General features: G+C 55.6%; 17 protein-coding genes, 1 pseudogene and 1 other annotated feature. Of the genes and pseudogenes, 11 read left to right on the forward strand and 7 right to left on the reverse strand.

The genetic code is table 11. The annotated features are described in order from the left end of the window. Nucleotides 1–13: 13 nt before the first annotated feature. Nucleotides 14–1,098 (forward strand): annotated as a pseudogene (locus tag RDQ42_RS01945) (hypothetical protein). Nucleotides 1,099–1,170: 72 nt separating this feature from the next. Here the strand turns inward: RDQ42_RS01945 and RDQ42_RS01950 are convergent. The 4 genes from RDQ42_RS01950 to RDQ42_RS01965 all read right to left on the reverse strand — a co-directional run bounded on the left by RDQ42_RS01950 (nt 1,171) and on the right by RDQ42_RS01965 (nt 3,697). Further along, complete coding sequence (locus RDQ42_RS01950) at nt 1,171–1,704, reverse strand: hypothetical protein (RefSeq protein WP_054331991.1); 534 nt, start codon at nt 1,702–1,704, stop codon at nt 1,171–1,173. Nucleotides 1,705–1,925: 221 nt separating this feature from the next. After that, nucleotides 1,926–2,816 carry a DUF975 family protein gene (locus RDQ42_RS01955; RefSeq protein ID WP_231358697.1) on the reverse strand — a complete coding sequence of 297 codons (891 nt, stop codon included), beginning with the start codon at nt 2,814–2,816 and terminating at the stop codon, nt 1,926–1,928. Between the two features lie 16 nt (nt 2,817–2,832). After that, entirely contained in the window at nt 2,833–3,027 is a 195-nt protein-coding gene (locus RDQ42_RS01960; RefSeq protein ID WP_231358698.1) for a cob(I)yrinic acid a,c-diamide adenosyltransferase, read from the reverse strand. Next, the gene (locus RDQ42_RS01965; protein ID WP_143117163.1) at nt 3,020–3,697 is read right to left on the reverse strand and encodes a histidine phosphatase family protein; all 678 of its coding nucleotides are present in this window, start codon (nt 3,695–3,697) and stop codon (nt 3,020–3,022) included. Before RDQ42_RS01965 ends, RDQ42_RS01960 begins: the two co-directional genes overlap by 8 nt. 342 nt (nt 3,698–4,039) lie before the next feature. On the opposite strand from RDQ42_RS01965, the gene RDQ42_RS01970 reads away from it, so the two are divergent. The 9 genes from RDQ42_RS01970 (at nt 4,040) to rplL (ending at nt 12,398) form a co-directional block, all read left to right on the forward strand. Then, nucleotides 4,040–4,732, forward strand: a complete 693-nt coding sequence (locus tag RDQ42_RS01970) for a helix-turn-helix domain-containing protein (protein ID WP_054331987.1) — start codon at nt 4,040–4,042, stop codon at nt 4,730–4,732. Nucleotides 4,733–4,996: 264 nt separating this feature from the next. Further along, complete coding sequence (locus RDQ42_RS01975; protein ID WP_231358699.1) at nt 4,997–5,518, forward strand: nitroreductase family protein; 522 nt, start codon at nt 4,997–4,999, stop codon at nt 5,516–5,518. A gap of 73 nt (nt 5,519–5,591) precedes the next feature. Further along, nucleotides 5,592–6,902 carry a hypothetical protein gene (locus tag RDQ42_RS01980; protein ID WP_195254501.1) on the forward strand — a complete coding sequence of 437 codons (1,311 nt, stop codon included), beginning with the start codon at nt 5,592–5,594 and terminating at the stop codon, nt 6,900–6,902. A 25-nt stretch (nt 6,903–6,927) separates the two neighbouring features. Beyond that, the gene (locus RDQ42_RS01985; protein ID WP_071427414.1) at nt 6,928–7,620 is read left to right on the forward strand and encodes a response regulator transcription factor; all 693 of its coding nucleotides are present in this window, start codon (nt 6,928–6,930) and stop codon (nt 7,618–7,620) included. Nucleotides 7,621–7,656: 36 nt separating this feature from the next. After that, nucleotides 7,657–9,120, forward strand: coding sequence for a HAMP domain-containing sensor histidine kinase (locus RDQ42_RS01990; protein WP_071427413.1), 1,464 nt, complete (start codon nt 7,657–7,659; stop codon nt 9,118–9,120). A 94-nt stretch (nt 9,121–9,214) separates the two neighbouring features. Then, nucleotides 9,215–10,153 (forward strand): DUF1385 domain-containing protein, encoded by a 939-nt coding sequence (locus RDQ42_RS01995; protein WP_054332061.1) that lies wholly within the window; start codon nt 9,215–9,217, stop codon nt 10,151–10,153. Nucleotides 10,154–10,204: 51 nt separating this feature from the next. Then, complete coding sequence (prmC, locus tag RDQ42_RS02000; protein WP_083386406.1) at nt 10,205–11,131, forward strand: peptide chain release factor N(5)-glutamine methyltransferase; 927 nt, start codon at nt 10,205–10,207, stop codon at nt 11,129–11,131. A gap of 81 nt (nt 11,132–11,212) precedes the next feature. Beyond that, nucleotides 11,213–11,379: a sequence feature (ribosomal protein L10 leader region), on the forward strand. A gap of 23 nt (nt 11,380–11,402) precedes the next feature. Next, on the forward strand, nt 11,403–11,924 hold the full coding sequence (rplJ, locus tag RDQ42_RS02005; RefSeq protein WP_054331981.1) for a 50S ribosomal protein L10: 522 nt from the start codon (nt 11,403–11,405) through the stop codon (nt 11,922–11,924). A gap of 99 nt (nt 11,925–12,023) precedes the next feature. Continuing rightward, nucleotides 12,024–12,398 carry a 50S ribosomal protein L7/L12 gene (gene rplL / locus RDQ42_RS02010; RefSeq protein ID WP_054331980.1) on the forward strand — a complete coding sequence of 125 codons (375 nt, stop codon included), beginning with the start codon at nt 12,024–12,026 and terminating at the stop codon, nt 12,396–12,398. A gap of 219 nt (nt 12,399–12,617) precedes the next feature. On the opposite strand, the gene RDQ42_RS02015 is transcribed toward rplL, so the two are convergent. From RDQ42_RS02015 to RDQ42_RS02025, 3 genes are all read right to left on the reverse strand, one after another. Then, nucleotides 12,618–14,003, reverse strand: a complete 1,386-nt coding sequence (locus RDQ42_RS02015; protein ID WP_054331979.1) for an ABC transporter substrate-binding protein — start codon at nt 14,001–14,003, stop codon at nt 12,618–12,620. Nucleotides 14,004–14,064: 61 nt separating this feature from the next. After that, on the reverse strand, nt 14,065–14,889 hold the full coding sequence (locus RDQ42_RS02020; RefSeq protein WP_054331978.1) for a carbohydrate ABC transporter permease: 825 nt from the start codon (nt 14,887–14,889) through the stop codon (nt 14,065–14,067). Further along, nucleotides 14,889–15,806, reverse strand: coding sequence for a carbohydrate ABC transporter permease (locus RDQ42_RS02025; RefSeq protein ID WP_082398648.1), 918 nt, complete (start codon nt 15,804–15,806; stop codon nt 14,889–14,891). The genes RDQ42_RS02020 and RDQ42_RS02025 overlap by 1 nt, the downstream gene beginning before the upstream one ends. Nucleotides 15,807–16,668: 862 nt before the next feature. On the opposite strand from RDQ42_RS02025, the gene hrcA reads away from it, so the two are divergent. Beyond that, a complete protein-coding gene (hrcA, locus tag RDQ42_RS02030) occupies nt 16,669–17,694 on the forward strand; it encodes a heat-inducible transcriptional repressor HrcA (RefSeq protein ID WP_231358701.1) in 1,026 nt (341 codons plus the stop codon). Nucleotides 17,695–17,698 lie beyond the last annotated feature (4 nt).

The following is a 17,698-nucleotide window of genomic DNA, read 5'->3' on the forward strand; positions in this document are numbered from 1 at the left end:
GGAGGTTTTATCCATGGCATTTACGTTGCCCCGCTATCAGGAACCCGATTTTTCTGCCCTGGGCTTTGCCCCAGACGCCCAGTTTATCCCGGCTCCCCGAGACGGTGCCGCCCCTGAGCAGTACCATGCCACCACCATCTTCCCCGAGTATTTCAAGGTGGGAGGCAGGTGGCTCCTAGCCAAAGAGAGCAGAATGGACTGCGTGGCCGTCTATGAGGATGGAGCCATCGCTGTCCGGGAGTTCCGGCGGCTGAAACAGGGGGATTTGGTGGCGGTGGGCCGAGCCGAGGACGGTTCTCAAGGAATCTACGTTCACACCGCTCCCTTTGCCCGACCGGGGAAGGCAGAGGCTGAGGCGTTCTCTTTTCGCCAAGGCCGTTCCCGGGAGACTGCTTACTCCAAGGACTACGACTCCCTCTATGAACTGCTGGAGCATGAGAAGGAGCATGGCTTTGTCACTTGGGTCCTGGGGCCGGCCTGCTCCTTTGACAAGGATTCCCGGGAGGCATTCTCCAAGCTGGTCGCCGGGGGATATGTCCATGCCCTGTTAGCGGGCAATGCCCTGGCAACCCACGACCTGGAAGCCGCCTACCTGGGCACCGCCCTGGGCCAGGATGTCTACACCCAGGAATCCCGGCCGGGTGGCCATTACAACCACATCGACACCATCAACCGGGTGCGGCAGTACGGCTCTATCCCCGCTTTTATAAAGGGGGAGGGGATTGACAACGGCATCCTGTATAGCTGCGTCAAACAGGGGTCCCCTTTGTTTTGGCGGGTTCTATCCGAGACGACGGCCCCCTGCCAGAGGTCTACGCCGATGTCTATGAGGCCCAGAACGCCATGCGGGAACAGGTCAAGCGTTCCACCACCGTCATCAGCATGGCGACAGTGCTCCACTCCATTGCCACCGGCAACATGACTCCTGCCTACCGGGTGTTGGAAGATGGGTCGATCCGGCCGCTGTACTTCTACTGCGTGGATGTCTCGGAGTTTGCGGTCAACAAGCTGCGGGATCGGGGAAGTTTGGCGGTCAAGACCATGGTGACCAACGTCCAGGATTTTGTGGTCAATGTGGCCAAGGGCTTAAACCTGTAATGCTGTCGATGCATGAAAAACAAAAAAGGACCCGAAGGGACATCATGGCCCTTCGGGTCCTTTTTTTGTTTCCTACAAGATGCTGGTGACCAAAGCGGTCAGCGATTCGGCGGTCAATCCTTCGCTGCTGGTGAGGGAGTACCACATGCCGTCCCGCTGCCAGGAGGCGTGGAGGATGACATCTTCTTGGTCGCCCAGCACCGACACGGTGGAGGCGCCACAGGTGAGGCTGGATTCCCAGGGGAATTCCCCCGAGACCTCGCCAGGGGCTTCTTGCTCTGTAGAAGTGCGGTAGACCAGCTTGTCCTCCCCACAGGAGTAGGTCACCTGGGCGATGGTTTGGGCCACCAGGGCGTATTCCTCCACCTCATATCCGGTGGGCAGGGCCTGGGGGGTCTGCACCAGAAAATCAGCCGCGCCCTGAAGGGATTCCAAGGTGTCATATTGGATCACTGGATTGACCACCTGGACACCGGAGGAATTGGGGGAGGGCTCTGCCACCTGGGATCCAAAGGCCAGCAGCGCGGATGAGAGGAGTAGCACCACGGCGACAATCAACAATTTTTCACTGCGGAAATAGACTTCAAGGCCGGTGGGTTCTTTCATGTGGACAGCTCCTTTCCCCAATGGTTGGTAAGTCTTATGATACATAGAAAAAGTGACCAATTTTAGAAGATTTGCTCCCTTGCCGGAAAAATTCAGAAAAACGTAAGAATTGGCCCTCATTGAAAGGAGCGGGGAAGGCGGCCAGTTCTAGGCTGAATACCTGGCGAAAAGAATACCGCCCATTCCCCAGGAAAGGGGGATAGGCGGCAGATCGGAAGCTATTAGTCGGGCTGCGGGCCGAGATCGATGTAATCCTGGTCCACAATCCGCCCGGTGGGGGATTCCTGCCGGGGGATGAGATTGTCCCGCTCAATGAGATAGCGGGCGTAAATGGCCATGGAGGCGCCGGTGTAAGGGGCCACGTACAGGAGAGGGAGCACCAGGAGACACAGAAGGTACCACCCCAAAAAGGAGAGCTGGAATTGGGCCAGTTTGGAGAGCCTGCCCCGGGTGCCACGGACCGAGAGACGGATAACAGTGCCAACCCCCAAGTCTGGATCGGCACAGAGGAGATACCCGGCTAGGAAGTACCGGAAGGAACAGATCCACAGGGCGGCAAAGCCCAACAGAAGGAGGATGGAGCCCAAGGTGATCCCCGCGGCCGCCAGGGCATGGTCCGCAGCGGAGGCATCCGGCCGTGCGAGATAATCCCCAATGCCGGTAAACACCACCCCTGGCGACAAGCAGAGAACAGCCCAAAAGAACATGCGCACCGCGATGCCAAGCCGCAGGAAAAGGGATTTAAAAAAGAGACAGGGGGAGTCAAAGAAGAAGAAAAGGGAGGAAATTTCCCGGGGCTGGCCGCCGGTGAGCTGATACAGCCAATTGGTAACCCCCAGCTTAAGGGGAGTGAGAACCAGGAATCCCAACACGGCGAACACCCCGCTGATAATAACCGAGGGGATGGCCGCTGGGGGAAGATCCCGGCCCTCCAGCAGGTAGGCGAGAATTTCATAAAAGTCCGGAAGGCCAAAAAACACAGTGAACATGCTCTCCAGGATGGAGAAGAGCAGGGAGATGGCGCTGATCATCAGCACAACGGCGATGGCTCCGCCCCAGCGGTTCCCCAGGGCTTTTTTCGCGTTTTGTTTGGCCAAGGTGTTAAACTTCAAACCGATCACATCCTTATCAGCAGCACTTAGAATTCAATCCCCTTGCGGGGGAGAGGCCCATCGCCTCCAAGGGGGCCCGCTCCGAGGTGGGGCGGCGGCAGACCAACACCCTCATGCCCGCACCCCGGATGGCCTGGCCGATGGCGGCAGTGGTTTTGCTTTTGCTTTTGCCATCCCCAGCGTACGGGTGGACCAAATGGGGGCTATTCATCCCAGTCTTCCCCGCTGTCAAAGCCCATGATCCCGGAAAAATCCGCCAGTTCCGGCTCCACGGGGACATAGTTGTACACTTCGAATCCACCGTCCCGCATCCACATCTGAGGGGTCATCAAAACGGTGAACCCTTGGCCGTTGGGGGCCATCCAGTGGTTGTTATTCTGCCCGCGGGGCAGGGCGTATTCGCTCATCAGGGTCATGATCACCCCGCCGTGGGTGACAATGGCGGCGTTGGTGATCCCCTGATCCATCATGTCCCGGAAGATGGCGCCGATGGCCAGCTGCAGCCGGGCGGCAAATTCTTTGCTGCTCTCCCCGCCGGGCGGGGTGGACTTCATAGAGGATGCGATCCAATCCAGATAATCCGGGTCATCCTTGAGCTCCTCCATGGTCTTGCCTTCGAAGTCGCCGAAATTCCACTCCCGCAGATCCTCCACCACCGTCAGCATGGCGTTGGGGTAGAGGAAATCCGCCGTCTGGCGGCAGCGGAGCATAGGGCTGGAGTACACGGCCTCCACTTTGGGATATTCGTAGTGGGCCTTTAAGTCATCCAGTTGGCGGTAACCTTCGGGGCAGACGGGCAGGTCGGTGGAACCGATGTACTTTCCCTCCAAGTTGCCCTGGGTCATGCCGTGGCGGATAAAATGAACCTTGTATGTAATCATATGCTGCAACCTTTCTTTCTCCAGCGATAGGGTCTCACTGTCCCCCGGCCGCTGGAACGGGGGGCCAATCTATACAAATAGTAGTATAGTCCATCCGAAGGCGTTCAAACGCCGGTGGGAAAAAACAATGAAAACCGCAGAAAGTAGGGATCTAATCTTCCACTTTTCCACTTTTTTCGGTGGAAAATCCCCAATTTCCAGGAAGATCAGCCCAAGAAACCAGTGAAGATTGTGGGAGAATCGACAATTTTTGAATTTTTCTGCGAGTTCTTATTTACAAAATGGGACGAGTATACTATAATTTAATATACTTTGAGTGTATTTTTGCGGGGGTTATACATAATGAACACCGATTTTCCTAGAGTACTCACCCTCCTGCGCAAGGAGAGAAACATCAGTCAAAAGCAGGCAGCGGCCGAACTGGGCATCTCCCAGGCGCTGTTGTCCCATTATGAAAAGGGAATCCGGGAATGCGGCCTGGATTTTTTAATTCGCTGCGCCAACTTTTATGGGGTGTCCTGCGATTACCTGCTGGGGCGTTCGCCGGACCGGACCGGCACTACCTTGACGGTGGAGGATATCCCGGAGCCAGATGCCAGCGGCAAAGAGAACACCTTCCATCGCGGGGGCATCCTGCCGGTGCTCAACAAAAAGCTGATCGCCAATTCCCTGAACATCCTCTTTGACCTTTTGGGGAAGGCGGACAACAAAGCCCTCACCGGGGAGGTTTCCTCCTTCCTGATGCTGGCGGTGTACCGGATGTTCCGGGTGGTGTATTCCATCAACCCGAAAAACCAGCTGGGCCTCTTCACCGTGCCCGGCCAGGTGGCCCAGGGCTATGCCTCAGCGGCTATGCAGCTCTGTGAGGCCAATGCCTCGGCCATCGCCGGGGGGAATCCAGTGGAGAAGATGCCCCCGGTGGAACGGGTGGAGGATCTTGCCATCACCACCGAGATGCTCTCCCAGCACTACCCCTTGTTCGCCAGTTCCCTGCTCAATTTGATCCAGAATAGTGAAAACAAGATCAAAGGGTAGCAAAGGGCGGCACTTCTGGGAAAGATTCTTTGAATATTCTACCATTGAACTATGAAAAAAGTAAAGCGAAACCATGAAATTTTCGGGCGGCTCTCTTCCCATGGGAAAAGGGCCGCTGTTTTGCTGTTTTCCCCGCTTCCCACAAGGGAAAAAAGGATAGACAAAACATTGACAGCGAATCCCTGGCTGATATACTATAAATAGTATGGGTACCCATGCTTTTGGACTTCTGCCCCCTTTGCAGATAGAAAGGAGAGCCCCGTTATGAGTTTGTTGACCAATGAAACCATCAACCATATTTTAGACCGCCGGAGCATCCGCTCCTACAAACCGGAGGCCATCCCTGCCGACGTGGTAGAGACCTTGCTGACCGCAGCGGTGCACGCCCCCACCGCCCGCAACAGCCAGCCCTGGCAGTTTATCGTCATCGACGACCGGGCCCAGCTGGATAAAATCGTGGGCCTTTCCCCCTATACCAAAATGATGGCCCAGGCGCCCTTGGCGATCTTGGTGGCCGGCATGCCGGAGAAGTGCCCCGGCTACTGGGTGGACGACTGCGGTGCCGCCACACAGAACATCCTGCTGGCCGCTAAGAGCTTGGGGCTGGGTTCCTGCTGGTGCGGCATCCACGGCACTCCAGACCGGTGCGCGGAATTCGGCCGGGTGTTCGGCCTGCCGGAAGGGGTAGTGGCCTATTCGGTCATTGCCCTGGGATACCCCAACGAGGAAAAGCCACGGGCGGAAGGCCGGCTGAAACCCGAGATCATCCACCACAACAACTGGTAACAAGGGCTTGGTGCCGGAACAGGCTTCCGGCACCCCTTTTTCTCCCAGTCTGTATGAGAAAGGAGGCGCTGCAATGAACAAATCCCTTTTGGCGGCGGTAGCCGCAGGGGCGATTCTGCTCCTGTCGGGCTGCTCCCCCATCCAGATGGATGTGGAAGAACTGATGTCCCCCCCAAAGTTGACCGCAGAACAGGCCGAGATCGACAGCGCCCTGAAACAGGCATTGGGGGAGAACGTCAAGCTGAAATATCCCAAGTCCGGGGATTTTCGCTCTGCCTTTGTCTTCCACGATATCGACGGGGACGGGGAAGAAGAGGCCATCGTCTTCTACCAGTTGGACAGCAGCAGCACCACCTGGCTCACCGTCATGGACCGGACGGATGGTCAGTGGCGCTCCACCTACAGCTCCTCCGGGCTGGGGGATGACGTGGACTTCATCAGTTTTGCCAACGTCACTGACCCCCAACGGGAGGATATTGTCATCGGGTGGAGTGGCGAATCCCAGGGGGACAACAAGGTTTCCCTGTACACCTATGAAGATGGCCGTCTGCGCAGCATGTTCAAGGACAGCTACCAGCAGCTGGTGATCGTCCCCAGCGACGAGGAGGGGATGGACCAGCTGGTCCTTCTCACCTTGGGGGATTCCCAGAGCTCCACCGCCAAACTGGTTCGCAAGCGGGGCACCCGGGTGGCCCAGAGCAGCAAGGTGGATTTGAATGGCAAGGCCAGGGAGTTTGCCCAGATCGCCTATGGCAGCCTGCCGGACGGCACCAAAGCCCTGTTTGTGGATGAGATGGTCAGCGGCGGCCAGATGGCCACCGAAGTGCTGGCCATCCAAAATGGGGAACTGCGCAATTTGATGCAGGAGGATGAGGAGGAGACAAACTTCAGCGCCACCCGCCGGGATATTCAGGTGGAATGCATGGATGTGGATGGGGACGGCTATCTGGAAATCCCCACCGCTACCCTGATGCCTGGTTACCGGGAGCTTCAGGAGGGGGAGAGGCTTTACCAGGTCACCTTCTGCTCGATGGAAGATGGGGCCTTGGTGGAGAAGCAGACCGCGGCGGTCAACCTTTCCCAAGGGTATATGATCCGCTACCCCGACTCCTGGAATGGACGGGTGACGGTCATTGTCCAGCACGAGACCGGTGAGTGGATCTTTGTTGCCTATGATGGGTCTTTGGAAAATTCCCGGGAGGTGCTGCTGAAGATGCGGGTCTATTCCCAAAACGACTACCGGGACCCCTTTGATATGGAAAATTACCGATTGATAGATCGGAAAGGCATGTTTGAGTACTACGCCTACATTCCGCCGGAGAAGAACTCCCGCCTGGCCATCACCTATGACCAGTTGGAGCAGGAGCTCTTCCAGCGGCTATAGCATTTGGAAAGGAGATGACCCAGGGATGAGACGGATTCTTGTGGCAGAAGACGAGGATGCCATCCGGGACTTTATTGTGATCAACTTGAAGCGTTCCGGCTATGAGGTTTTTGACGCCCCCAACGGCAAAATTGCCTATGAGATGTTTGAGGAGAACCCCACCGGGTTTGATGTGGCCATCCTGGATATTATGATGCCGGAGATGGACGGCTTCACCCTATGTAAAAAAATCCGGGAGAAAAGCAGTTCCATCGGGATCATCATGCTGTCGGCCAAAACCCAGGAGATGGACAAGGTCAACGGCTTGATGCTGGGGGCGGATGACTATGTGACCAAGCCCTTTTCCCCTTCAGAGCTGGTGGCCCGGGTAGACGCCATACACCGGCGGGTGACCATGGCCAGCCAACAGCAGCAGACTTTTGAGATCACCTCCGGCCCTTTTGTCATCAACCAAAAGAGCCGGACCCTGACCAAAAACGGCAAGCTGATCGACCTGACCCAGGTGGAGTTCCAGATTATGGAATATCTTTTGAAAAACCCCAATGTGGCGCTGGAGCGGTCGGACATCCTCAGCCACGTTTGGGGGGAAAATTACTTTGGCGACATCAAGATTGTGGACGTCAACATCCGCCGGCTGCGGATGAAGATTGAAGAGGACCCCAGCAGCCCCCAGTACTTGACCACCGTTTGGGGCTTTGGGTACAAGTGGACGGTATAAGCAAAAGGCCATAAAAAGCGGGAGGAGGGGAAGCCGGTGGCAGTCAAAAAAATCACCAAGCGGTGGCTGTTCAACAACCTGGGGGTCATTTTGGTGATCCTGCTGGCGTTGGAAGTGGCTTTTGCCATCGGCGTGCGGGGCTTCTTCTACTCCAGCGTGGAGCAGAGCGTCAACTCCCAGGCCAACTATATTACCTCCATGCTCAAAAGCTATTCAGAGGACAGCTCGGTGACCTTCTCCACCGAGGTGCGCCGGATGGTGGAACAGTTTGGGGAGAAGGATAAGATGGAGTTGATGGCAGTGGACATCAATGGCAATGTCATCATCACCTCCAGCGGCTTTGAATCCACCGAGAAGATGTATATGCCCGATTTTGAGGAGGCCATTGTCTCCTCTGACATGCGGGGGCAGTTCCGAGGGGTCATCAACAACGAGAACGTGCTGGCCATCACCGTCCTCTCGCCGGTCAACGATGAGAGCTTGGCCGCCATGCGGTTTGTGGTCTCCCTTTCTCGGGTGGATGAACAGATCGTGGTGTTTATCGCCATCATCACCCTCATCGGGGTGGCGATCATCTTCTTTGTCATCCTATCCAGCTCCTACTTCATCAACTCCATCGTTATACCGGTAGGGGAGATGGGAAAAACCGCCCGCCGGATCGCCCAAGGGGATTTTAAAGCCCGCTTGGAAAAGAAAAACGACGATGAAATCGGCGAGCTGTGCGACATCATCAACTACATGGCCGAGGAGCTGGCCACCTCCGAGGCGCTGAAAAACGACTTTATTTCCTCGGTCTCCCACGAGCTGCGCACCCCCTTGACCGCCATCAAAGGCTGGGGGGAGACCCTGGCTTATGGGGATGACATCGACCGGGATACCCTGCAAAAGGGGATGCATGTGATTTTGAGCGAGACCGACCGCCTCTCCTCCATGGTGGAGGAGCTCCTGGACTTTTCCCGGATGCAGAGCGGCCGCCTCAAATTGGTCAAGACAAAAATCGACCTGCTGGCCGAGCTGGGCGAAGCGGTGATGATGTACACCGAGCGGGCCAAGCGGGAAGGGATTGCACTCATCTACGACGAGCCGGATGTGATGGCGCCGGTGTTTGGGGATAAAAACCGGCTGCGGCAGGTGTTTGTCAACGTCATCGACAACGCCCTCAAATATTCCGACGAAGGGGATACGGTGACCATCACTGCGGTGCTGGATAGCCACAACTTGGAGATTTCAGTGGCCGATACCGGTTGCGGCATCAGCCCTCAGGATCTGCCCAACATCAAACGGAAATTTTACAAGGCCAACTACACCCGCCGGGGCTCCGGTATCGGCTTGGCGGTGGCGGATGAGATCATCGCTATGCACGGTGGCACCATCGACATCCACTCAGTCCAAGGGGAGGGCACCACAGTGGTGATCACCCTGCCCCTAGCGGGAAAAAACACCGAGGACACCACCCTGATCAGCGGGGAAACACCTCCCTTTGACCAACAACAATTCTAGGAAAAACGAGATTCTACCCAGCCGGTTTTGGATATGGCGGTGGGGTAAGCCGGTGCGCCCGGACAATCGTTTGGAAATGGAGCAAATAGAAAACATGGAACAAAAACAGCCAAGCAAAAAGACGTCCATCGGCGGGCAGGCCCTGATTGAAGGGGTGATGATGCGCGGGGTGGGGATCACCTGCCTTGCGGTGCGCCAAACCGATGGGACCATTTACACCGAACAATGGGGCGATGGGGAAGACTCCCGCCCTTGGTATAAACGCACACCGATTATACGTGGAGGATTTAATTTTATCGAGATGATGGTGCTGGGCTACAAATGCCTGATGAAGTCCGCCGAACTAGCCGGCTTTGAGGACGAGGAGCCATCCGCCTTTGAGAAAAAACTGGCTTCCCTGCTGGGGGACAAGTTCTCCACGGTGATGACCTATCTGGTGGTGGCGCTGGGCGTCGCCTTGGCCATGGGCTTGTTTGTGGTGTTGCCTGCCTTTGTGGCAGGGCTTCTAGCTAAGGTGATCCATTCCCAGTTGATTCTCACCGTTGTGGAGGGGGTCACCAAAATCGGCCTGCTCATCGCCTATCTGGGGCTGGTGGCTCAAATGGATGAGATACACCGGATGTACCAGTACCACGGTGCGGAACACAAGACCATCGCCTGTTATGAGGCTGGGGAGGAGTTGACCCCCGCCAATGTGAAGAAACACACCCGCTTCCACCCCCGATGCGGCACCAGCTTCCTGCTGATCGTCCTGGTTATCTCCATCCTGGTGTTTTCCATCCTGCCCCGGGGCGGCAGCCTGTGGATCACGGTGGGCCTAAAACTGCTGCTGATGCCCTTGGTGGTAGGCATCGCCTATGAGATCATCAAGCTGGCTGGCCGGTATGACAATTGGCTGACCCGCCTCATCTCCAAGCCCGGCCTGTGGCTCCAGCGGCTGACCACCAAAGAGCCAGACGAGAGCATGATGGAGGTGGCCATTGCGGCCATGAAGCCCTGTATCCCCAAGGAGGAAGGGCTGGACAACTGGTAACATCGCTGCCCCCAAACTTTGGGGGCAGTTTTTGTGAGGAGGACACGACCGATGGAACAGCGAGACAGCAGTGCTTTGGAAATCATGCGCCGGGAACTGGGCGCCCATCCCAAACTCCGCCAATTGCAGCGGGAAGCCATTTTGCTTTTGGAGGAAACGGTCGGGGAGAGCGCCGGCTTTGAAGTCCGCCAATTGCTCACCGCTGCCTGTGGGATTCCAGGGGCGATGCTAGGCCCTTGTGGGGAGCGGGAAATCCCCGAAGAAGAGGCAGCCCGGTTTTTCTCCTGGGTGGAGCGCCGCCTGGGAGGGGAGCCTCTTCAGTATATTCTGGGGGAGTGGGAATTCTATGGCCTGCCTCTGCGGGTGGGCCCCGGCGTCCTCATCCCCCGGCCGGACACCGAAACTGCGGTAGAGGTGGCCCTGGAATTTCTCCAAGGACGGGATCGGCCAGTGGTAGCCGACCTGTGCAGCGGCAGCGGGGCTATCGCCCTCGCCCTGTGGAGCCAATGCCCTGGGGCAGAGGTCTACGGGGTGGAGCTCTCCCCGGAGGCGCTGCCCTACCTGCGGGAGAATGTATCAGCCCTCTGCCAAGGGGACAGGATGCCAGTGCAGCTGATCGCGGGGGATGTCCTAAGGGGAGTGGAGCTGCCCCCCCTGGACCTGCTGATCTCCAACCCCCCCTATCTGACGCCCCAGGAAATGGAGGAGCTCTCCCCCGAGGTGGAGCGGGAACCCTCTATGGCTCTGCTGGGCGGAGCCGACGGCCTCCTCTTCTACCGGGAGATCACCCGCCGGTACCGGGACAGCATCAAGCCGGGAGGGGCGCTGGTTTTTGAAGTGGGATACCGGCAGGCGGACCAGGTGATGGGGATTCTCCAGGCTGCGGGGTTCTGCCAGGTGGGTTGCCGCAAGGATCTCGGGGGAATCCGGCGGTGCGTCTTTGGTTTTGTCCCTGGTGGGGAAGGCATCGGGCGGTAGGCCGTACAACGGGGGAAAATTTGATTTTTCTGCGCTGGAATGGAGAAAATCCCTTGACAAAGATATAGAAATACACTATACTATAAAAGCTGTCACAATCCAAAGACAGCAGGCGTCTGTTTTACAGACTGAAATGGGTGACTCCGGCCTGCCGAGGAAGATGATGCAGAACAACTGGATGTAAGTTCAGAACATTGTTTTGTAAGCTCTTTCCGCGGTTTGGCGGGAAGAGCTTTTTTGGTATAGAAGGTTTTCCAGGAGGTGAAAAGATTTGGCAAGCGAGAAAGTTATTGCTCAGAAACAAGAGATCGTCGCAAACCTGAAAGAGAAACTGACAGGCTCTGTCGCCGGTGTCCTGGTGGATTACAAAGGCATCAACGTTGCAGAAGATACCAAACTCCGCAAAGAGCTGCGTGAGGCTGGGGTTGACTACACCGTTGTAAAGAATACCCTGCTGAAATTCGCCATTGACGAGGTTGGCTTCGGCGCTTTGGATGCACATCTGTCCGGCACCACCGCTCTGGCTGTCTCCAAAGAGGATCCGGTTATCGCTGCAAAAATCCTTGCGAAATACGCGGAGGATTCCAAAGGACAATTCAGCATCAAAGCTGGTTTCCTGGATGGCGAAGTGATCGATTCTGATAAGGTGATCGCCGTTGGCAAGCTGCCCTCCAAGGAGCAGTTGCTGGTTCAGTTGCTCAGCGTCCTCAATGGCAACATCAGAGGTCTGGCTGTCGCCCTGAACGCTATCGCGGAGAAGGGCCAGGAAGAGGCTCCCGCCGTCGAGGCATAATCCCACAGGTATGTGGCACCGTGGTTGGGCAGGTTCGCCCAGCGCAATCGTTTGGGCAGAGCCCAACACATGAAAATAAGATTATAGGAGGTAGCTGACATGGCTTCTGAGAAAATTACTAAATTTGTAGAAGAAATCAAAACTCTGACCGTTCTGGAACTGTCCGAGCTGGTGAAAGCAATCGAGGAGGAGTTCGGCGTTTCTGCTGCTGCTCCCGTTATGATGGCTGGCCCCGCTGCCGCTGCTCCCGCTGCTGAGGAGAAAACCGAGTTTGACGTTGTTCTGGCTGAAGCTGGCGCTAGCAAAATGGGCGTCATCAAGCTGGTCAAAGAGATCACCGGCCTGGGCCTGAAAGAGGCAAAAGAGCTGGTTGACAACGCTCCTAAAGCTATCAAAGAGGGTGTTTCCAAAGCTGACGCTGAGGACATCAAGAAGAAACTGGAAGACGCTGGCGCTAAAGTCGAGCTCAAATAGTTTTGCTTCTCTATCTTATAGCCTTCTTAAGCAGCCCGCCATTGGCGGGCTGCTTTTTTGTGGAGTACTTGCGCTGCCCTCTAGAACTTCACAGATAAACCCCTTGGAAGAGAGAGCCGTTGTGTGTCCCTGCGCCGACTGGGAATTTCCGCGGTAAAAGCAAAGGAAAAATAAAAAAGGCAAGCCCAACGGGCTTGCCTTTTTTTGAGTAATTTACAACTACTTCGCGGTTTCTGTGGTCTCGTTGTAGTTGGTGATAGCCGCGTTCACAGCTGTGGCGACATTTTTAATGCAGTCTTCTGGGGTTTGCTGGCCCATAAGGACGAGCTCCATATTTTCCTCAAATTTGGCTCTGGCCTCAGGGAATACACCCAGCAGAGCACCGCTTGTGAACTCGTTGGTGGGGGTGTTGTGCAGCTGGTTGATGGCGGTGGTGAAGTTGGGGTTCTCTTCCAGGTAGGTCTTCATCGACTCAATCTCATAAGACTTGACATTGGTTGCAAAGTAACCGGTACCCTGCATCCAAGCGGCCTGGGCCTCGGGGGAGGAAGCATATTTTACAAATTCCCAAGCAGCGTTCTTGCGGGCCTCATCTTTATTGTCGATGATCCACAGGGAGCCGCCGCCGATGATGACGCCGCCATCCTCTTTTTCGCCGATCCGAGGCATATTGCCGGTGCCAATTTCAAATCTGCCGCCTACGCCTTTGATGACCGAGGCCAGCTGGGCAGTGGAATCCAGGTACATGGCAGTTCTGCCGGCGATGAAAGCATTGCGGGTGTCGTCGGTGTTGCGGCCAAAGTTGCCTACAAAGCCGCTGTCCACTAAGTCTTTCCAGGTCTGGACCACGTTGAGGCCAGCGCCGTTTTCGTCAAAGACCACTTTAGTGGCGTTGGCGGTACGGCCGTTGTTGTTGTCTGCGTAGAACTCGCCCTGGACGGCGATCAGCTGTTCAAAGAACCAGCCGTAGATGGCCATGGAGAAGCCGTACTGGGTGACCTTGTCACCGTCTTTTTTGGTCAGCTTCTCTGCGTATTCCAGCACCTGGGCGAAGGTCTCGGGAGCCTTTTCCGGATCCAGGCCAGCCTCTTTGAAGGCGTCCTTGTTGTAATACAGAAGAGGGGTGGAGGAGTTGAAAGGCATGGCGTACTGCTTGCCGTCCACCGAATAGTAGCTGACCAGGTTGGGCTCAATATCCTCTTTGTTGAAGGACTCGTCCGCCGCAATGAAATCCTCCACAGGGACGATGTAGCCGCTATCTACCATAAATTTGGAACCGATATCATAGACTTGTACAATGTCGGGGCCGGAGCCGGAACCGTCGGTCATAGCGGATTTCAGCTTGGTGAGCTCATCGTCATATTTGCCCTGGTACTGGGCGGTGACATGCACTTTGTCCTGGGATTCGTTGAAATTCTTGATCATCAGGTCGACCTGTTCACCCATGACGCCGCCCATGGCATGCCAGAATACGATCTCGGTGGTGCCGGATTCGGAACCGCCTGTGGAGCTGCCGCTGGACGAGTTACCGCCGCCGCCGCAGCCGGCCATGGAGAGTGTCATCGCGGCTGCCAGCACAGCAGCCAGAGTTCGTTTGAGTTTCATGTTGATCCTCCTTTAATTTGTGTATGATGGTACGCCGCCTATGCGGCGTGGAAGCCCGAAATTAACCCTTGACTGCCCCGGCGGTCAACCCGGCGACCAGCTGTTTCTGGCCTAAGATAAAGGCCAGGATAGAAGGGGCAAGAACCATGATGACGCCAGCCATAATCGGTCCGAAGGCGTTGCCCTCGGCGTTTTGCAGCATGCCCATACCGATCTGGACAGTGCGGTACTCCTTGCTGTCGGTGACCAGCAGAGGCCACAGGTACTGGTTCCAGGACTGGAGGAAGGTGTATACCCCCAGGGCCCCCAGAGAGGGCTTGGTCAGTGGAAGGGCGATGCTGATAAAGAACCGGAAGGTGGAACAGCCGTCAATCTTGGCGGCCTCATTGAGCTCGGTGGGGAGCTGTAAAAAGGCTTGGCGCATGTTGAAAACACAGAAAGCGGAGGTCAGGTAGGGCAGGATCAGCGCTTGGTAGCTGTCGGTCATGCCCAGGCCGCTGATGGTCAGGTAGTTGGCGATGATGATGGCCTGGCTGGGGATCATCATGGTGCAGAGCATCAGCATAAAGATGGCCTTTTTGCCTTTGAATTCCAGGATGGAGAAGGCGTAGGCGGCCAGTGCGCCGGTAAACAGCTGCCCGATGGTGACCACAGTGGCCACAAACAGGGAGTTGAGGATGAACCGGAAGATGGGGGCCATCCGCAGGGCATCGGTGTAGTTTTGGGTATAAAGGCCGCTGGGCAAGAGCCGGGGCGGGTACTGGAAGATCTCGCTGGGGGTCATCAAGCTGACGCTGAACGCGTACAGGATGGGAAGGACGATACACAGAGCGACCACGCAGTTGACTGCCAGCAGGATCCATTTGGTGGATTTGTTTTGTACCATTAGTAGGTCACCTTCTTTTCAAGACGGAACTGAACCAAGGTCAGCGCCAGGATGATGAAGAACAGAATTACCGACTCCGCGCAGGCGAGGCCGAACCGGTTGTTGAAGAACGCCTCCTGGTAGATGGAGTAAACGATGACATAAGTGCTCTGGCCAGGGCCGCCCTTGGTCATCAAGTTGATCTGGGCAAAGGATTGGAAAGAGTTGATCACATTGATGATGAGCAGGAAGAACAAGGTGGGAGAGATGCAAGGCAGGGTGATAGAGAGGTGCTTGCGGAAGAACCCAGCTCCCTCCAGGGAGGCGCTTTCATACAGTTCCGGCGGGACCGATTGAAGGGCGGCCAGGATAAAGATAAAGTTGAGGCCGATGTTCATCCACACGGTGACCATCACCACCGAGAAGAGGGCCCACTTGTCCGAGATCAGCCAGCCGATGTCGGTGCCCAGCAGGTAGTTCAGAATGCCGATGGAGGGGTGGAACACAAAGATGAAGATGATGGACGCCGCCGCCGAGGAAATGGCCATGGGCAGCGAATAGATCGTCCGGAAGAGGCCGGTGCCGGGGATTTTCTCATTGGCCAGTACACCGGTGATAAATCCGGCCGCGATGGAGAAAAAGACCACCATCAGCGAGTATTTAACGGTGACAAATAGGCTGTTGCGAAAGGCTTCCGAAGTGAGCAGGCTGGTGAAGTTGGAAAAGCCCACAAACTTGCTGATTTCCCCCTTGGGGGTGGTGGAATGGAGGCTTAAAAACAGCGTTTTGGCAAAGGGGAAAAACACAAAACAACAGAAGAGGATGAGGGCGGGGGTTATGTACAGATAAGGTTCAATCTTCTGGAAAGGCGTTTTGTGTATGGCGTTCTTTTGGGGGTTCTGCGGGGATGTTTTCGCGGCAACAGCCGACTTTTTCATAGTTGATGTTCCTCCTTGGCAAAGCGGCCGGCTAAGCGGCCCGTTTTGGCTGAAAAAAAGCAATATAAAACTGGCCGTTGATGGGGAAAAGGACAGCTATATTGCAAAAATATGGTATAACAACGGCTAATGGCATTCCGTTTTCTAAATTATAGCATAGGGTTTTGTGAATTTCAATTCAATCCTTTACAACTTGCTCACAGTTTGTTCCGGAATTACCCAAATTTTTGAAAAAAAGATCCGCAGATTGTAAATTTTTTTGACGGTTTTTCACTATTTTGTTGAAATACTTTGTTTTTAATGCAAATATTTGGCGATGTTAATTGGTAAAAAACACGAATCTTTTCTCTTGTGAAAATTGACAAAAGATTAACTGAGTGGGCCAATTTTCTGCCTTTTATTTATAAGGTGAATGCTGGTGGTCTCCCTTGACTGGGCATGTACCTATGGGGAAAAAACTTCCAGGCCCGCCCTTATATTTGTTGTAGCAGGTTGTCCTATCCGCAGGGCTTGCCCTGATTGTAGCATATCCCTGTGGGGACAAAGGGGGAAAACCGCCGCAGCCTCCACACGGAATTGGAAATTTTAACTAGGGGGATGAGGACTCCTACAATCATTGGCTAAAATACGGAAAACACCAGGGAAACCGCAGTATCCTTCCCCATGATGGCCCACAGTGCGCATAAGGGGGAAAGAGCTGGTGAACACTACATCTGGCAGAGAGAATAAATGAGTGCTAAATAATTTATGAATTATTTATGAAAGCTATTGACTTTCAGGAATTGGAATGCTAAATTATAGTTGTTAGCAGTCATACAGAAAGAGTGCTAAATCCAATACCAGAGAAAAGAGGCGATGACAGATGCAGATGGATGACCGAAAGATGCGGGTTCTCACAGCTGTCATCGAAGTGTACACCCACACCGGCGAGCCAGTGGGCTCCAAACTGGTCTCTGAGCAGATGGACGTCTCCTCCGCCACGGTGCGCAACGAGATGGCTGCCCTCTTCAACATGGGCCTTTTGGAACAGCCCCACACCTCCGCTGGGCGGCTGCCCAGCTACACCGGGTACCGCCTGTATCTGGATCAGCTGATGCAAACCCTCCCCCTCACCCCCAAAGAACGGGGCGGGGTGGACGCCCTCTTCAATGTGCGGGACCCCGATCCCGACAAGCTGCTGGAGGACGCGGCCCAGGCGCTGGCCCAGTTTACCGGCTGCGCCGCTTTTACAGCCACCATGCCCCCAGAGGCGGTGACAGTGAAACAGGTGGGAATCCTCCCCTCCCGCAGCAAAGCGGTGGTGATTTTGATCATCGCATCCAACGGGGTGGTGAAAAGCCGGGTTTGCCGGCTGGATTTCGCCTTGACCCCGGAGCTTTTAGAGATTTACAACCGGTTTGCCACCGCGACGCTGGTGGATAAATCCCTGGGGGAAATCTCCAAGATTTACCTCAATTCGGTGGCGGTGTCCTCCGGCGGGTACGCCCGGGTGCTCACCCCCATACTAAGTGGTGTCTATGACCTCTGCCAGGAGATCAGCCAGGGGCAGTTCGCCCTCAGCGGCGAGGCAAACCTCCTCAGTTACAAAGAATTCCAGCCTATCGCTTATGAGGTGCTGGAGTTTTTGGGGGATCGGAAGAATGTCCTGTCCCTGGTCCAAAAGGCCCAAGGCCGCACCACAGTGACCATCGGCCGGGAGAACAGCCACCCGGTGCTGTATGACAGCGCGGTGGTAGTCACCCGGTACCGAATCGCCGGTGGGGCCACCGGGGCGGTGGGGCTTATCGGGCCTGTCCGCCAGAACTACGCCAAGATGATCCCCTATTTGGAGTATTTCTCCGACACACTGGGCTCCCTCTTGGCGGAGACCTATGATGAACAACAATAATCCG

Source organism: uncultured Merdimmobilis sp. (genome assembly GCF_902471145.1).
Classification (GTDB): Bacteria; Bacillota; Clostridia; order Oscillospirales; family Ruminococcaceae; genus Merdimmobilis; species Merdimmobilis hominis.

Bases quoted from the DNA above. Each gene is read 5' to 3' on its own strand.
- RDQ42_RS01950 (WP_054331991.1), bottom strand. From the start codon at position 1,704: ATGAAAGAACCCACCGGCCTTGAAGTCTATTTCCGCAGTGAAAAATTG.
- RDQ42_RS01960 (WP_231358698.1), bottom strand. From the start codon at position 3,027: ATGAATAGCCCCCATTTGGTCCACCCGTACGCTGGGGATGGCAAAAGC.
- RDQ42_RS01965 (WP_143117163.1), bottom strand. From the start codon at position 3,697: ATGATTACATACAAGGTTCATTTTATCCGCCACGGCATGACCCAGGGC.
- RDQ42_RS01970 (WP_054331987.1), top strand. From the start codon at position 4,040: ATGAACACCGATTTTCCTAGAGTACTCACCCTCCTGCGCAAGGAGAGA.
- RDQ42_RS01975 (WP_231358699.1), top strand. From the start codon at position 4,997: ATGAGTTTGTTGACCAATGAAACCATCAACCATATTTTAGACCGCCGG.
- RDQ42_RS01980 (WP_195254501.1), top strand. From the start codon at position 5,592: ATGAACAAATCCCTTTTGGCGGCGGTAGCCGCAGGGGCGATTCTGCTC.
- RDQ42_RS01985 (WP_071427414.1), top strand. From the start codon at position 6,928: ATGAGACGGATTCTTGTGGCAGAAGACGAGGATGCCATCCGGGACTTT.
- RDQ42_RS01995 (WP_054332061.1), top strand. From the start codon at position 9,215: ATGGAACAAAAACAGCCAAGCAAAAAGACGTCCATCGGCGGGCAGGCC.
- prmC (WP_083386406.1), top strand. From the start codon at position 10,205: ATGGAACAGCGAGACAGCAGTGCTTTGGAAATCATGCGCCGGGAACTG.
- rplL (WP_054331980.1), top strand. From the start codon at position 12,024: ATGGCTTCTGAGAAAATTACTAAATTTGTAGAAGAAATCAAAACTCTG.
- RDQ42_RS02015 (WP_054331979.1), bottom strand. From the start codon at position 14,003: ATGAAACTCAAACGAACTCTGGCTGCTGTGCTGGCAGCCGCGATGACA.
- RDQ42_RS02020 (WP_054331978.1), bottom strand. From the start codon at position 14,889: ATGGTACAAAACAAATCCACCAAATGGATCCTGCTGGCAGTCAACTGC.
- RDQ42_RS02025 (WP_082398648.1), bottom strand. From the start codon at position 15,806: ATGAAAAAGTCGGCTGTTGCCGCGAAAACATCCCCGCAGAACCCCCAA.
- hrcA (WP_231358701.1), top strand. From the start codon at position 16,669: ATGCAGATGGATGACCGAAAGATGCGGGTTCTCACAGCTGTCATCGAA.